A 15,435-nucleotide genomic window follows, 5' to 3' on the forward strand; every position below is an offset into this window, starting at 1 on the left:
ATGAAAGGCAGCTCCGGTGGGAGCTGCGACGCCCGGTCTGCATAGTGCTGCCAGGCGATTCTGACTGTCCCTCAATGAAAGGCAGCTCCGGTGGGAGCTGCGACATCACCCGACGCGCCGAACTCCTGGCTGTCGAACACGGCCCTCAATGAAAGGCAGCTCCGGTGGGAGCTGCGACTCGATGGAGTTTTACGACGCTTGCCCTTCCAACCCCCCTCAATGAAAGGCAGCTCCGGTGGGAGCTGCGACTTTCGCGTAGTAAGGATGAGATGGCCTGACTCACCCTCAATGAAAGGCAGCTCCGGTGGGAGCTGCGACCTTGCGCCACAGCAGCGGCGCCGCCGCGACCCCGTGCCCTCAATGAAAGGCAGCTCCGGTGGGAGCTGCGACCGGCGATCCACTCGTCGGTGCGATCGGACGAGCGGGGCTCCCCTCAATGAAAGGCAGCTCCGGTGGGAGCTGCGACTTTCCCGCACCCAAAGGCCGGTGAAATGCCGGGTGGTCCCTCAATGAAAGGCAGCTCCGGTGGGAGCTGCGACCCGGGGTGCCGGCGAAGGTCGCGCTGATGGAGGCGGGCCCTCAATGAAAGGCAGCTCCGGTGGGAGCTGCGACTTGTCCTCCAGGACGCTGAACTTGCGGGTCATCTTCCCTCAATGAAAGGCAGCTCCGGTGGGAGCTGCGACGTCGACTTCGGCTTGTGGCGCAACATCCAGCGCGACCCTCAATGAAAGGCAGCTCCGGTGGGAGCTGCGACGGTGTCAGACCTGCCCGCGGTCCTCCGCCTGTTCAGCCTCCCTCAATGAAAGGCAGCTCCGGTGGGAGCTGCGACTGCCGCAGGTCGCCACTACGGCGAACAGGAACGCGATCCCTCAATGAAAGGCAGCTCCGGTGGGAGCTGCGACACGCGGCGCAGCAGCGCCTCGCGCAGGTCGGCCGACCCTCAATGAAAGGCAGCTCCGGTGGGAGCTGCGACACGCGGCGCAGCAGCGCCTCGCGCAGGTCGGCCGACCCTCAATGAAAGGCAGCTCCGGTGGGAGCTGCGACGAGGGTAGCGGTAGACCCGCGTCCTTCCTTTTCTTTTTTGTCCCTCAATGAAAGGCAGCTCCGGTGGGAGCTGCGACCTGACCCGATCTAGGTCGGCCTCGGCCAGCTCCGAGCGCCCTCAATGAAAGGCAGCTCCGGTGGGAGCTGCGACACGGTGCCCTGGTCGAAGCGGCAACGCGTCGATGTCCACCCTCAATGAAAGGCAGCTCCGGTGGGAGCTGCGACCGTACCGACTGTCCGGCAGACCGGGTGCACCGCGCCCGACCCCTCAATGAAAGGCAGCTCCGGTGGGAGCTGCGACGCGGTGGTGACGGTGGGCGGCGACTACCGGGCCACCCCTCAATGAAAGGCAGCTCCGGTGGGAGCTGCGACCCCCGGGCAGGCACCCACCGCCGGAACCGCGGCCGCCCCTCAATGAAAGGCAGCTCCGGTGGGAGCTGCGACATGGCATCAAGATCGGCAACACTCCGGGCGAGATGACCCTCAATGAAAGGCAGCTCCGGTGGGAGCTGCGACTTCGCCACCAACGCCGGCCCGGCGTGGCCGCCGGTCCCTCAATGAAAGGCAGCTCCGGTGGGAGCTGCGACCTGCTGGTGCCGCCGGATGCGGAGCGGGCGGTCGTCGACCCTCAATGAAAGGCAGCTCCGGTGGGAGCTGCGACTGCTCGCCACCCCCGCCGAGATCGCCACCATGGCGCTCCCTCAATGAAAGGCAGCTCCGGTGGGAGCTGCGACCCGTCCGCGGCCGGGTGTCGATCGTCGTCGTCGCGGCCCCTCAATGAAAGGCAGCTCCGGTGGGAGCTGCGACGGCGCTTCGCCGCCTCAGCGTTCGCCTTGGCCTCGGTGCGCCCTCAATGAAAGGCAGCTCCGGTGGGAGCTGCGACGCGGGGTGCTGTTCCTCGCCGCACCAGTAGGCCCAGTAGCCCTCAATGAAAGGCAGCTCCGGTGGGAGCTGCGACCAAGCCACGCCCCCACAGCCACCCCTCCGCCATGTTCGCCCTCAATGAAAGGCAGCTCCGGTGGGAGCTGCGACCGCTCGCGGCGCGGGTCCTCAGTGATCCACCGCAACTCCCCTCAATGAAAGGCAGCTCCGGTGGGAGCTGCGACTTCGTGGCGGATGGCTCGGGCTCGGGCGGGTGTGACCCCTCAATGAAAGGCAGCTCCGGTGGGAGCTGCGACGTCGGGGTTCTCCACGCTGCTCTCCTTGCGAGAAGGCTCCCTCAATGAAAGGCAGCTCCGGTGGGAGCTGCGACTTCACGAAAATCGGCCGGTTGTGGCCGAAATGCCCTCAATGAAAGGCAGCTCCGGTGGGAGCTGCGACCTCCATGCCCGAGGTGGCCGTGGTGGCACCGTCGGCGACCCTCAATGAAAGGCAGCTCCGGTGGGAGCTGCGACGCAGCTTGTTCTCGACCACGATCTTGACCTTGTCCCCTCAATGAAAGGCAGCTCCGGTGGGAGCTGCGACGCTCGGAGAGTGTCAGCGAGTCCCCGTTCTTCCGCCTCCCCTCAATGAAAGGCAGCTCCGGTGGGAGCTGCGACTGTCGCGTCACTCATCGCCTATCATTCATGTGCCCTCCCTCAATGAAAGGCAGCTCCGGTGGGAGCTGCGACTCTTTACCTCGCAGGCGTGGAACATGACCTTCTCGTTCTACCCCTCAATGAAAGGCAGCTCCGGTGGGAGCTGCGACCCGGGCCGCAACCCTCTTCGGTGCGCTTCCGCTCCCCTCAATGAAAGGCAGCTCCGGTGGGAGCTGCGACTGAATCGCGAATGCCGCGAGCGCGTGCGCGGCCGTCCCTCAATGAAAGGCAGCTCCGGTGGGAGCTGCGACTCCGCGGCGACCGCACCGCGAGCACCGGCACCAACCCTCAATGAAAGGCAGCTCCGGTGGGAGCTGCGACGCGAGGCGGTCGCGCAGCGAGTTGGGGCCGACGCTCATCCCTCAATGAAAGGCAGCTCCGGTGGGAGCTGCGACACTCGACCGCCGGGCCTGCGTCGCCCTTCCTGCAGAACCCCTCAATGAAAGGCAGCTCCGGTGGGAGCTGCGACCAGGAACACGACTGGGGTGTGCCGGCTGAGCCGCTGCCCCCTCAATGAAAGGCAGCTCCGGTGGGAGCTGCGACCTTGAGCCACATCGCCGCCTCGTGATTGACCCACGGCGACCCTCAATGAAAGGCAGCTCCGGTGGGAGCTGCGACTCGGTGGAGCGGCCCTTCTTCAAGGAGGGCCGGTACCTCCCTCAATGAAAGGCAGCTCCGGTGGGAGCTGCGACGGTTGACGGGGGTCGGAAAACAGTGCACGAGTTCAACCCTCAATGAAAGGCAGCTCCGGTGGGAGCTGCGACGACATCGCGGCCAGCACCCTCATGCCCACGCCGCAAACCCTCAATGAAAGGCAGCTCCGGTGGGAGCTGCGACAGGACACCATCAGGAGACGGTCCGCCAGCTCATAGAGCAGCCCTCAATGAAAGGCAGCTCCGGTGGGAGCTGCGACCGCGGCGGTCCGGACCGCAGGCCCGTTCCGTCCGGACCCCTCAATGAAAGGCAGCTCCGGTGGGAGCTGCGACCCAGATCGGCCGGTAGCAGCCGACGCAGGCCACGTACTCCCCTCAATGAAAGGCAGCTCCGGTGGGAGCTGCGACCGTCGGCGCGCCGCTGGTCGCCGCGCTGCCGGGCGGGAAGCCCTCAATGAAAGGCAGCTCCGGTGGGAGCTGCGACCTCGCTCAACCCGAGCATCCAGCGCCCGGACCTCCCTCAATGAAAGGCAGCTCCGGTGGGAGCTGCGACCCCGCACCTGCCGGCCGAACTGGAGTCTGGGTCGCTCCCTCAATGAAAGGCAGCTCCGGTGGGAGCTGCGACGGCCGTCATGCGCCTGCCCTGGGCCACGCCTGGGTCCCCTCAATGAAAGGCAGCTCCGGTGGGAGCTGCGACGGGGCCGCAGCCCTGGCCGCCCTGCTCACCCTGGTCAACCCTCAATGAAAGGCAGCTCCGGTGGGAGCTGCGACCGTCAGGGGGCCGGTGGTGCCGTCGTTGCGGCCCAGGATCCCTCAATGAAAGGCAGCTCCGGTGGGAGCTGCGACCGGAGCTACGTTCTCCCTCACTCGTCTTCCTCCTCGGGCCCTCAATGAAAGGCAGCTCCGGTGGGAGCTGCGACGAAGTCGCCGACCCGCCGACCCGGGTCACGATCACCCCTCAATGAAAGGCAGCTCCGGTGGGAGCTGCGACGGGCCTTGGCAGTGGCCGCCAGCGGTACCGCCGCGAGACCCCTCAATGAAAGGCAGCTCCGGTGGGAGCTGCGACGTGGCGCATCCGGCCACCCTGCGGGCGCAGCGGCCCTCAATGAAAGGCAGCTCCGGTGGGAGCTGCGACTTCACGTCGGCGAACCACAACAAGATCCACGCGGTCGGCCCTCAATGAAAGGCAGCTCCGGTGGGAGCTGCGACTGTCCTACCGGTACCTCGACGACGTCAACGGCATCCCTCAATGAAAGGCAGCTCCGGTGGGAGCTGCGACTGCCATCCGACCCCGCGCGGCTGTCCGGCCCTGAGTAGGCCCCTCAATGAAAGGCAGCTCCGGTGGGAGCTGCGACCCGAGATCGCGGTACCCGCCAGCGGGTTGATCCGGTACCCTCAATGAAAGGCAGCTCCGGTGGGAGCTGCGACTGATCTGCGCGGACTGTGAGTTGTTACCGCGCACCCGCCCTCAATGAAAGGCAGCTCCGGTGGGAGCTGCGACTGGTTGCTCCGTCCGCAGACTCTCGGTTTGCCCAGGGCGCCCCTCAATGAAAGGCAGCTCCGGTGGGAGCTGCGACGTCAGGGGCAGCCAGGTGCCGGGCTGGGCGAGGACCGCCCCTCAATGAAAGGCAGCTCCGGTGGGAGCTGCGACCCTATACCGTCAACCCCTATCCATGTCCTTCCTCCCCCCTCAATGAAAGGCAGCTCCGGTGGGAGCTGCGACCCCACATCTGCTCCACCACCGACTGGGCCGGCCGCGCGTCCCTCAATGAAAGGCAGCTCCGGTGGGAGCTGCGACCGTTGCGCCCAAGATCGCTGGTCGCGTGGGACAGCGTCCCTCAATGAAAGGCAGCTCCGGTGGGAGCTGCGACCACTTCGGCTATGACGGACTGGACGGCGCCGGCCCGCCCTCAATGAAAGGCAGCTCCGGTGGGAGCTGCGACTGGGGGCGACGGTCACATGGCAGACCGTGTTGGCTAGCCCTCAATGAAAGGCAGCTCCGGTGGGAGCTGCGACGAGGAGTCTTTCTTGGCGGTGATGGTCCGGCCATCCAGCCCTCAATGAAAGGCAGCTCCGGTGGGAGCTGCGACCGACGCGAAGGCCCGGCGGAACAAGCTCCGGTCGGCCCCTCAATGAAAGGCAGCTCCGGTGGGAGCTGCGACCGGCGTGTGGTCGAGCAGGGGGTAGATGGTGCGTTCCCCTCAATGAAAGGCAGCTCCGGTGGGAGCTGCGACCCGCGCCCCTCCCGCTTCGCGGCCTTCTCCCCTTCGAGCCCTCAATGAAAGGCAGCTCCGGTGGGAGCTGCGACTCACCATGCGCGGACGTGACGCGGCGGGCGCCCCGCTCCCTCAATGAAAGGCAGCTCCGGTGGGAGCTGCGACCTGCGGTGTTGAGCCCCACGGCCCTCTCCTCACTCCCCTCAATGAAAGGCAGCTCCGGTGGGAGCTGCGACCCGTCACCAACCAGAGCGAGCTGGACGCCGAGCGGGCCCCTCAATGAAAGGCAGCTCCGGTGGGAGCTGCGACGGGACTCGGCAGGAGGGGGTGACTGTGACCAAGCACCCTCAATGAAAGGCAGCTCCGGTGGGAGCTGCGACCTCGAGACGGGCTGCTGGCATCGGCAGTGGCCTCCCCTCCCTCAATGAAAGGCAGCTCCGGTGGGAGCTGCGACCTGCGGCGGCGTCCACCGCGGCCTGCACTCGGGGGGTGAACCCTCAATGAAAGGCAGCTCCGGTGGGAGCTGCGACCCGGGGTGCCGGCGAAGGTCGCGCTGATGGAGGCGGGCCCTCAATGAAAGGCAGCTCCGGTGGGAGCTGCGACCGCCGCCATCCTCCACGGCGCCCGCGACCTCATCAGGCGCCCTCAATGAAAGGCAGCTCCGGTGGGAGCTGCGACTCCGATCTTCGCGGCGGAGGGCGGCTACCGCGCGGCCCTCAATGAAAGGCAGCTCCGGTGGGAGCTGCGACGGCCAGCAAGTCGAGCCTGTTCATCGTCGGTCCGTCGCACCCTCAATGAAAGGCAGCTCCGGTGGGAGCTGCGACCCTCCCAGTCGATCCCGTCGAACACGTCCACTCGCCCTCAATGAAAGGCAGCTCCGGTGGGAGCTGCGACGTCCCCCGCGATCGGGCCCCGCACCGTCCACACGGGCCCTCAATGAAAGGCAGCTCCGGTGGGAGCTGCGACCGGCGCATCCTTCGCGAGCACGGGGTACAGCCAGGCGACCCTCAATGAAAGGCAGCTCCGGTGGGAGCTGCGACTTGGAGCCGGACCACCTGGATCGGCTGTACCGCGCGATCCCTCAATGAAAGGCAGCTCCGGTGGGAGCTGCGACCGTCGTCTCCGGCGGCGGCGTCGCCGGAGACATCCCAACCCTCAATGAAAGGCAGCTCCGGTGGGAGCTGCGACGCCAGAAGGCATGGACGACGGCGGTGAACGCGGCGAACCCTCAATGAAAGGCAGCTCCGGTGGGAGCTGCGACCCTATACCGTCAACCCCTATCCATGTCCTTCCTCCCCCCTCAATGAAAGGCAGCTCCGGTGGGAGCTGCGACTGGGTCAGAATCCCAGCCGTCTTGAGCAGTGTCTACGCCGGCCTGCTGCGAAGGGTACGGCCCCTGGGATCGGGGTGACCTCCCGAGGGCCACGATCGTGGTGCGTTACGAGGCGCGCTGGCAGGAGAAACGTCTCCGCGACAGGTGTACGCTTGCGCGCGGGATGACGAAGGCTTCGCCGGTGATCTAGAGGATTGCTGGCCCGTGGTCGGTGATGGTTCGGCTGCGGCCGATCACGTCGAGGGGTCGGCGTTGGTTATCGCGCAGGGTGCCCAGGTTACAGAAGAGGACGGAGTCCGTGCCCTGGTCGATCAGGTCGATGAGCTGGGTACGCAGCCGCAGGATTTTGGCCGGGCGGGCGTCCACGACGAAAACACTGTACTGTACGCGGTCGCCGTATGATTCGAGTTTTTTGGCCACCTTCGTTCGGCGGACGTCGTCGGAAATGTCGTACGCGATGAGATAGCGCCGTACGTCGTCCAGGCTCATCGGATCTTGATGCCCTGGTATCGGGGCTGGGTCCCGTCGATCACTCCCAGGACGAGTCGTGCCTGGATCTCCATTGCGCGCCGCCACGTCACGTCGTACCCGAAAAGGGGGTGCCGGAAGGTGCCGGTGACGCGGCGTTCGTAGCCGGCGATGAGTGCCTTGCGTCCACGTTCGCCGATGCGGGTGGTCCCGAGCACGGTTGAGAAGTCGCGGGCGCGGATCTCGCCGTTGTTGAATGCGTTGATGACGACCGAATCGGCGACTGGCGCGCGGAACTCCTCGACCAGGTCGAGCGCCAGCGCCGGCTTGTTGCGTCCGCTGCTGTGCAGGAAGCCTGCGTGCGGGTCGAGGCCGCAGGCGACGACGGCCCGCAGGGCGTCCGCGGTCAGCAGGCCGTAGCAGAGGTTCAGTGCCGCGTTGATCGGGTCACGGGCTGGGCGCCTTGTCCGTATGGAGAAGGTCAGCTCTTCTGCCTCCACGACTTTCGGCCGGAGCATGGTGAGAAAGCACTCGAAGTACCGCGCCGCGGCATCGCCTTCGGCACCGAAGATGTCGGTGAGTGACGGCGCCTCGAGCGCTTCCCGTTGTAGCTCCCGCAGTCGGGCCACGGCGGTGGGGGCATCACCGTGGCGGCGTAGCAGTGTGGCCTGGTTGGCGATCTTCGCGGAGACGAACTGTCGAGCAAGGTCGATGCGCCCGTTGTGGGATGCGACGTGTTGGAGCAGTCGCGGGCCGCCGTTTGGCCCCTGGGCTGCCCTGGCCCATCCGGTGACGCGCCCCGAGCTGGTACACCAGACCACGGACAGGCTACGCCACAGCAGCTCCCGGATGAGACCGCTGGACAGGTCGACGTTGCCGTGCACCACCACACCCTGCACGCGCTCGATCGGGAAGGTGCCGAGCTTCTCGCCGCTCTTACTGACCTCGATCCGCCCGCGGGCGACGTACGCCCGCGAACCCGCGGTGGTCAGGTGCAGGATCTGCGTGTCCGGGTCGGCGACGACGATCCGGCGGGTGACCGGCGCGAGCGGGCGTTCGTCGGGCAGGCAGACGGTGATGTGCGAGCAGCGCGAGCAGCGCCGGTCGTCTTCGAGCGGTGGCGGTGCTTGCGCGGCGGCGAGCGTACGGGCGGTGGCGGCAACGGTCTCCCGGGCGAGCGCCATGTCGTCCGCGGATATGGGTACGTCGACCCGGGTGTGGTGGTTGATGAAGTAGATCGCCTGGCCGGTCACGGGGTAGCCCATGTCGGCCAGGGCACCGGCCAGGAGCGCCACCTGGATCCGCATCGGTTCGGTGACTTCGGGCCGGCGGCGGACCGGGGTGGCCTTGTGCTCGACGACGGTCATCGCGGCGTTCTCGTCGAGTTCGACGGTGTCACAGCGCCCGATCACGCCGAGGTCGTGGCTTATCACGTCGACGGCGCGGTAGCGGCGGGAGCGCGACCCGGTCGGATCGTCGGCCGGCGTGTGGGCCGCTGTGCCGACCGCCATCTGATGCGTGTCGGTCGTCTCCCCCGCCGCTTCCAGCCAGGCCCGGCGGGGGCAGAACGCCTGATGCGCCACCAGGCTGATGGGGATCAGCTCGTGCATCAGGGGCGGCCGGTCTTGATGAGCTCGCCGAGCATGGCGCGGCGTTCGGGTGCGCTGTCGCTGCCGAACCGCCGCACCGGGAACCGTACGACGGCGGTGACGCCCCGGCTCGCCAACCATTGCGCGGCTGCGTCGCCGTTGGCCCCGTCGTCCGGAGTTCGCCCGGCCTCGTCGGGCGAGAGCCCAGCCTCGGCGAACCGGCGAAGCTGTCCACTGGCGACGATGGTACGGAGCCGGGCCGTCCGCCATTGTCCATGCCAGACGGGCACGTAGTAGCGGCCGGCCGTGCCCCGTCCGATGTGGCCGGTTGTGGCGGCGAACCCGGTCGTGCGCAGGGCGAGCGGGAACTGCGAGATGCCCCACAGCGCGCACCAGGCCAGCGCGTTGTCGGTCGGCCCCGGCGAGGCGAACCCCGTGGGCGTACGGCTGGCCGGTGCGTCCTTGCCGACCTCGTCGCGGACGCCGCGGCCGAGCAGTCCGTCGCTGACGGCGGTGGCGGTGCGGGCGGCGACCGCCGCGGCGAGCGGGCGGATCCGGTTGCCCACGAACTCGGATCCCTGATTGCGGGGCTGCATTTCCAGCCGGCTGGCGCCGTCGTCCTGGAGCCGCTGGCCCTGCCGGTTGAAGCGCCAGTAGCTCGGCTCCCCCAGCGCGGCGATCAGCCGGAGGTCGAGCAGTGCCCGTTCCTCGGTGAGCCGTTGGAGCACCTGGTGCCGGCGGCCCTGGAGCGAGCGCCAGTCCTCGCGGCTGGAGATGACGCTGATTCGCGGGCTCATCAGCGCTCGCCGCTCGCCTGTGGCGACTTCCCGGCTCGGCCAGCTCTCCGGTGTGTCGTGTCGGGCCGCGTGCCTGCGTACGATCTCGCCGATCACCTCCGGCGTGGCGCGCGGGGCGCTGAGCACCGGTCGGGGCGCCATGCCGGCGGTCCACGACAGCCGGACGCCGGCAAGGCCGCCGTCCTCAACGATCGCCGCGAGCCCGTACAGCGCCATGTGCGACAGCATCGTCGTCGGTTCGGCGGTCGACAGTACGAAGTCGGTCATGAACCCTCCGCGGAGACCTGCCCGTCGGCCGCGCGGAGCAGCGCCTCCAGGTAGGCGCAGCCCCACACCCCCCAACGGATGTGTGTACGTTCGATCAACTCATCCCACAGACCCTCGTCGTACAGCGCTGCGGTGATCGCGTCGTCGCCGTCGACCAACTGCTTGCTCGTGTGCGGGAAGCCGTGCCGCCCGTAGCCGTGGCTGGTGCCGATCAGCCTGGCCACCATGTCCCGGCGCGCCTCCTCCAGGGTGGACAGTGCCGGCCAGGCACGGACGACGGAGAGCTGCTCGTGCCGCCATCGGGTCGGCAGACCCGAAGCGCCGCGCAGGCGCCGGATCGTTCGCACGTCCCGCATCCCGCTCTTGGCCAGCAGCTCGCCGCCGGTGGGGTCGGTACGCAGTGAACGTTGGAAGCGGTCGTCCGCCTTGCCGTCGTCGTGGTGGAGCCCCGCGAGTCGGAGCGTCTCCACAAGCCCGGCGTCGAGGCCGAGTCGGGTGGCGACGGCCTCGGCCCGCTCCGCCACGGCTTCGGCATGCCGGCTGAGGGCGACGCGCCTGCGGCGCGGGGTCCACGTCTGCCGCAGCTGCTCGTCGGTGGTCGCCTTGCGCAGGTCTACCACGATCAGCCGGACCAGTGCCGGATCGTCGTCGAGCTCCCCCCGGTGCAGCGTCACCTCGGCCTCGGCCGGCTCGCCTTCCGGCCGGTCGAGCAGGCCGGCCGCCGCCACCACCATCGGTCGCGGCGTCAGTTCTTCGCGGTGTACGCGGAGCAGCCGGGCGATCTCCAGCGGGTCGGGCTCAGCCGGGTCGTCGGTGGCGTCTGCGACGGCGTCGAGGAACCGGCGGTGCGCGGCGGTGTCGTCCTCGATCCGCAGCACGACCTCGCCCGGCCCCGGTTCGTCGAGCGCGTCGAGCACGTCGACGACGCGGTCCTTGCCGTCCGGGTCGACGACTTTGGCGGTGAACAGCTCGGTGGTGTCGTCGATGACGAGCTGGTCGCCGGGCCGGAGCCGGTCCTCGTCGGCCAGCGGGCGCGGTGCGTCGTCGCCGGGCCGGACCAGCACCGAGCCCGGCTTCAGACGCGCCCGGATCGCCGCCGCCTGCCGGATCGAGACCGGAAACACCTCGTACTCCCGCGGCGGCAGCGCCTCGATGAGCCGTACGGCGTCGGATTCCTCGGCCGGCAACGCGCGCCGGACGACGAGCCCGAATTCGTGGTCGGGCTCGTCGAGGTTGTCGGAGAGCCACAGGTCGAGGTCGTCCTGGGGCGCGGCCAGGTCGTCGCTGGTCCGGGCGAGGTGCCACACCTGGGCCAGTTCCAGGCGTTGGAGCAGGTCCCGGTTCAGCTCCGGTACCGGCGGTCGAGGCTTGCGCAGTGCCCACGGAGCCAGGCCGGCCGGATCGGACTGCCGGTCTGCCAGCCAGGCATGGGCCGCCGCCAGGTCTTCGCGCCGGTACGGTCCGGACTGGGCCCCCGCGGGCAGGTCGGCCGCCGGCACCACCACGGAGATGGCCGTCTTCCGCAGCCCGAGCCGGTTGACCCGGCCGGCCCGCTGGGCGATGGCCCCGCCGGGCGCCAGCTCGGTCACCGCGGCCGCCAGGTCGAGATCGACTCCGACCTCCAGGCTCTGGGTACTCACGAGAATGTCGACCCCGGCATCGCCGGCGATGCTGAGCAGCGTCGACTTCGGCGGCCGCAGCAGGGCGACGTCGTACGGCCGCAGCCGCCCGCAGACCAGCTTGGTCTCCATGCCGCGCGCTCGCAGTTCCTCGGCGACGGCGGCGGCGACCGCAACCGTGTTGACGAAGCAGCCGACCGTCGGACCGTACTCCTGACGCAGCCTCATCGCCTCGTCCGCCAGCGCCGTGATGCCCGCCTTCCGGGCCGGCCCGCTGAGCGGGATCGGCCAGGACGCGAGCGGCAGCAGGGTGACCGGCTTGGGTGCGGTGAGCCGTTGTCGCAACGGCTCGTCCACGTCCAGGTCGTCCGGTTCGACGCCGACCGCCACGCCGGCATCCGCGCGGGGCGTGGCGGTGGTCTCGACGACCTGGAGGACCGGTACGCCGAGCCGCTCCTCCGCGATGGCGGCCAACTCGGTGACCCGGCCGGCCGTGGTCACGAGCTGCTGGGACAGGTGCGCCTCGTCAACGACGGCGACGGTGTCGTATGCGAGCAGGCCGGCCTCGCGGGGCCACGCCTGCGCCCGCGACCCGTAGCCGGACAGCAGCAGCCGCGAGCCCCACATGTCGGGCGTGGCGCAGAGCACGGCGCAGCCGACCGGATCGTCCAGCCACTCCCGGTCCGGCGGCGCGCCACCCCGTAGCAACGCCGTCCACAGCGGCGGCTCGGGCGGGCTCTTCCGCCGAATGCGCAGCGAGTCGAGCGCGTCGGCCACCCGGGCGAGGACCGTCTTGCCGCCGCGGGCATCCGCCAGACCCTCCGCGATGGACTTCGCGTGCTCGTGCTGGTCGTCGACGAGGGCACGGCGGTCGACGACGAGCGCCAGCCGGCGCGGCACCCGGACCGGGTGGCCGGCTGCCATCAGCGCCACCGCGAACACGTGCACATCGATGACGCTCGTCTTGCCGGCCCCGGTGGGAGCGACGAGTTGGTCCGGCCACCGCCCGGTGTGGAGGATGTGGTCGAGCAGCCGCTCCTGCCAACGGAACGGGTTGTGTCTATGGTGGACGGCGGCGAAGAAGGCCGCGAAGTCGGCGCGGTCGAGGCTCATCGGGTCAACCTCCGGGCGATATCGGACGGCAGGTCCCTCGGCACGAGCAGGCCGCCGCCCAGGTGCCGGCTCTGCCCGATGGCGGCGATGGTCCTGGAGCCGGCCAGGTCGCCGAGGCTCAGCACCGCCCGGTACGGCTGAATCACCGTGTCCGGGTGCACCTTGTGCACGTAGCGGCCCACGTCGCCGTCCATCACCCGTACCGCCGACTCGACCCGGACCCCACGCCCGGACGCCGCCTCGGCCAGTGCGCGGTAGCGCGCGTCGCCCCGGCCCTGTGCGTCGAACTCGTGCCGCCAGACCAGCGCGACCGACAGGGCGGCGGCGTCGGCCAGGGACCAGCGGCCGGCACGCGGCGGCCGGCTGTCGGGCACGGCGACCGGCTCGGTCTGCCACCACCGCTCGGTACCGGCGGCCGGCTCCGGCCAGAACCCATCGGCCGGGACTTCCACCGGCGGCTCGACAGTGAACGGACCGGCCCCCACTCGGACCCGCCGCAACCGCTGCGCCGCCATCCTGATCAGGGTGAGGTCGACATCGCTCGCCTCCCGCGGCAGCAGCAGAGCCAGCGCGGTACCGCCGATGTGTGGCGCTTCGGCGCCGAGGAACTGGATCGCGCACCGGTTGCTGGGCCGCGGCACGCCCTGCTCGTACCCGCCGGTCAGGATCGCGGGCGCACCGTCGCCGATGAGTGCGATGAGCGCGCGGTGGACGGCGACCGCGTACCGCACCCGCCACTCCCGCGGGATGGGCTGATCGACCCGGAAGAGCAGCACCGACGTCCACGGCGCTGGCGGGGGCGGTGGCTCCGGCCGGGCGTACCGTCCAATGGCGATGCCGGTCGCCACCACCGGCGGTGGCACGGTCTTCTCGCTGGACCTGTGCGCGTCTTGCTTCAGTGGCGGCGCCACCGATACCTCGCGGTGCGCCGCCTCCAGTGCGTCCACCCGACCGGCCGTGGCTACCGCGAGGTCCAGGCCGTCCCCGGTGAACAGGTCGGCCTCACGGTCGAGGCGGTGCGTCGGCTCGGCCTCGGCCACCGCGAGCCGCACCGGCGACTCACTGGTCCCCAGGTACGGCACCTCGGGACACAGCTCGGCGAGCGCGGCGGCGACCGGTTCTGGCGGGCTCTGGTCCCAGGTCCACGCGTACCGTCCGGTCACCGCGACACCACCGACGGCGGGCTTGCCGATCAGCTTCTCCGACAGCGGACTGCGGCCCTCCTTGACGACCAGACCCTCCTTCCGGTACGCCGTCGCGGCACCGCCGTTGTGCAGCGTCTCCGGCACGGTGATGCCATCCGGCGGGTGCACCTCCAGCCACCGCAACGCGTCTCGGTCCGCTTCGCAGGGCTGCAACCCATCCCCATCGGCGACCGCCCGGACGCCCTGCGCCGCCGCGCACAACAGGGCAGCGTGCAGCCGGGCCGGAGACGGCAGCGGGTCGGGCTGGCCGTCGCCCACATGTCCCTTGTAGACGCCGAGGAGGGGCTCGGCGACGATGGCGAAGCTCACTTGTTCTCTTCCGCTTCGACCGCGCCGGAGATGATGTCCGGGTTGCCGGTGACCCGCATCGCCAGTCCCGACCAGGTGACGTCGGCGACCTTCTCGGCGTGCGCGAGCGCCTCGCTCAGCAACAGGTCGGCCGCGTCGATGCTCAGCGGCTCGACGTCCACGAACGCGCCGCCCCGCTGGTCGAGCCGGACCTTCGGCGCCTCCGCCTCGACGAGGTCGCAGTTGGCCCGCAGGTAGAGCTCGGCATCGGAGCGGGCGAGCGCGTTGAGCGCCAGCGCGGCCAGCAGCGCCCGGCACGCCGCGTCACCCTCGACACCGGCCCCGAACCGCATCTGGCGCAGCGTGGCGAAGGACAGCACGTGGGTACGGATGATGGTGTCGCAGGCGACGCCGGCCAGCTGATCCAGCGTCGGCGGGATACCACCGAGGCCGAGCGCGGACGCCGACTTGGCCTCACCGGACTTGATCCCATTTGCCGCCTTGACGATCTCGTCGTAGGTGGTCGGGCTCAGATCCGCCCGCTGCCGTTCGGCCGTCTCGGTCATCACCTTTTTGTTGAGGTTGATCTGCATGCCGACCGGGTCGACCCGCGCACCGCCGCGCATGCCGGGCTCGGGCTTCGCGAGTGCGCCGGTCTTGTCGCGGCTCACCGAGACGAAGCCGACGATCTCGCCGACCAGCGCGCTGCGCCAGCGGCCCTGCCGGCTGCGCCGGCTCGAATCCCAACCGCCGAACACCAGCGTGACCGGACTCGTCTCCAGCAGGGCCCGGGCGTTGGCCGGGGTCGCGTCACGGACCGCCCGGTACGCCTCCGTCTGCGTGGTCGGTTGCCCGTCGATCGTGCCGGCCCTGATGTGTCCGTCGAACACTCTGTGTGACAGCGTGATATCGAAATAGTGTTCGAGTGCGCCCTCACGCTCGTAGGTCACCTGGACGTGGGGAACCCGGGAGAGCAGCGGGTGACCGTCCTCGATAGCCTGGGCGAGCGCCTGCTCGGCCCGGTTGAGCTGGGATTGCTTCGAGTCGATCATGACGGCGTAGCGGCTCTCGTCACCGAGGAAACGCTGCTCGTAGGCGTACACACCGCCCTTCTTGTTCCGCTCGGCGAACTTCGCCGGCGCGACCGACGCGTGCCGGCCACCCGCCGGCTCCAGCGCCGTGGTCGACGTGAGACAACTGGACCCACCGGGCGACCCGGCGACCAGCAACGTAGCAAGATCCAATGAACGCATTCAGACTTCCTTT

6 protein-coding genes and 1 CRISPR repeat array are annotated in these 15,435 nt (G+C 69.3%); all 6 genes read right to left on the minus strand.

The genetic code is table 11. The features are described from left to right. Positions 1-68: 68 nt before the first annotated feature. Positions 69-6,823: direct repeats of the CRISPR family, unit length 36 nt; unit sequence CCCTCAATGAAAGGCAGCTCCGGTGGGAGCTGCGAC. A 186-nt stretch (positions 6,824-7,009) separates the two neighbouring features. Genes cas2 through cas7g form a run of 6 tightly spaced genes read right to left on the minus strand, consistent with a single transcriptional unit; the run spans position 7,010 to position 15,422 of the window. Further along, on the minus strand, positions 7,010-7,312 hold the full coding sequence (gene cas2, locus KJS59_RS23210; RefSeq protein WP_213455088.1) for a CRISPR-associated endonuclease Cas2: 303 nt from the start codon (positions 7,310-7,312) through the stop codon (positions 7,010-7,012). Next, on the minus strand, positions 7,309-8,901 hold the full coding sequence (cas1, locus tag KJS59_RS23215) for a CRISPR-associated endonuclease Cas1 (RefSeq protein WP_213455118.1): 1,593 nt from the start codon (positions 8,899-8,901) through the stop codon (positions 7,309-7,311). Before cas1 ends, cas2 begins: the two co-directional genes overlap by 4 nt. Further along, positions 8,901-9,944, minus strand: a complete 1,044-nt coding sequence (locus tag KJS59_RS23220; RefSeq protein ID WP_213455089.1) for a hypothetical protein — start codon at positions 9,942-9,944, stop codon at positions 8,901-8,903. The genes cas1 and KJS59_RS23220 overlap by 1 nt, the downstream gene beginning before the upstream one ends. Next, positions 9,941-12,676 (minus strand): type I-G CRISPR-associated helicase/endonuclease Cas3g, encoded by a 2,736-nt coding sequence (gene cas3g, locus KJS59_RS23225; protein WP_213455090.1) that lies wholly within the window; start codon positions 12,674-12,676, stop codon positions 9,941-9,943. Before cas3g ends, KJS59_RS23220 begins: the two co-directional genes overlap by 4 nt. Beyond that, the gene (csb2, locus tag KJS59_RS23230) at positions 12,673-14,190 is read right to left on the minus strand and encodes a type I-G CRISPR-associated protein Csb2 (protein WP_213455091.1); all 1,518 of its coding nucleotides are present in this window, start codon (positions 14,188-14,190) and stop codon (positions 12,673-12,675) included. The genes cas3g and csb2 overlap by 4 nt, the downstream gene beginning before the upstream one ends. Next, the gene (gene cas7g, locus KJS59_RS23235) at positions 14,187-15,422 is read right to left on the minus strand and encodes a type I-G CRISPR-associated RAMP protein Csb1/Cas7g (RefSeq protein ID WP_213455092.1); all 1,236 of its coding nucleotides are present in this window, start codon (positions 15,420-15,422) and stop codon (positions 14,187-14,189) included. Before cas7g ends, csb2 begins: the two co-directional genes overlap by 4 nt. Positions 15,423-15,435: the final 13 nt, after the last annotated feature.

It is taken from the genome of Rhizomonospora bruguierae (genome assembly GCF_018397995.1).
Lineage (GTDB): Bacteria > Actinomycetota > Actinomycetes > Mycobacteriales > Micromonosporaceae > Rhizomonospora > Rhizomonospora bruguierae.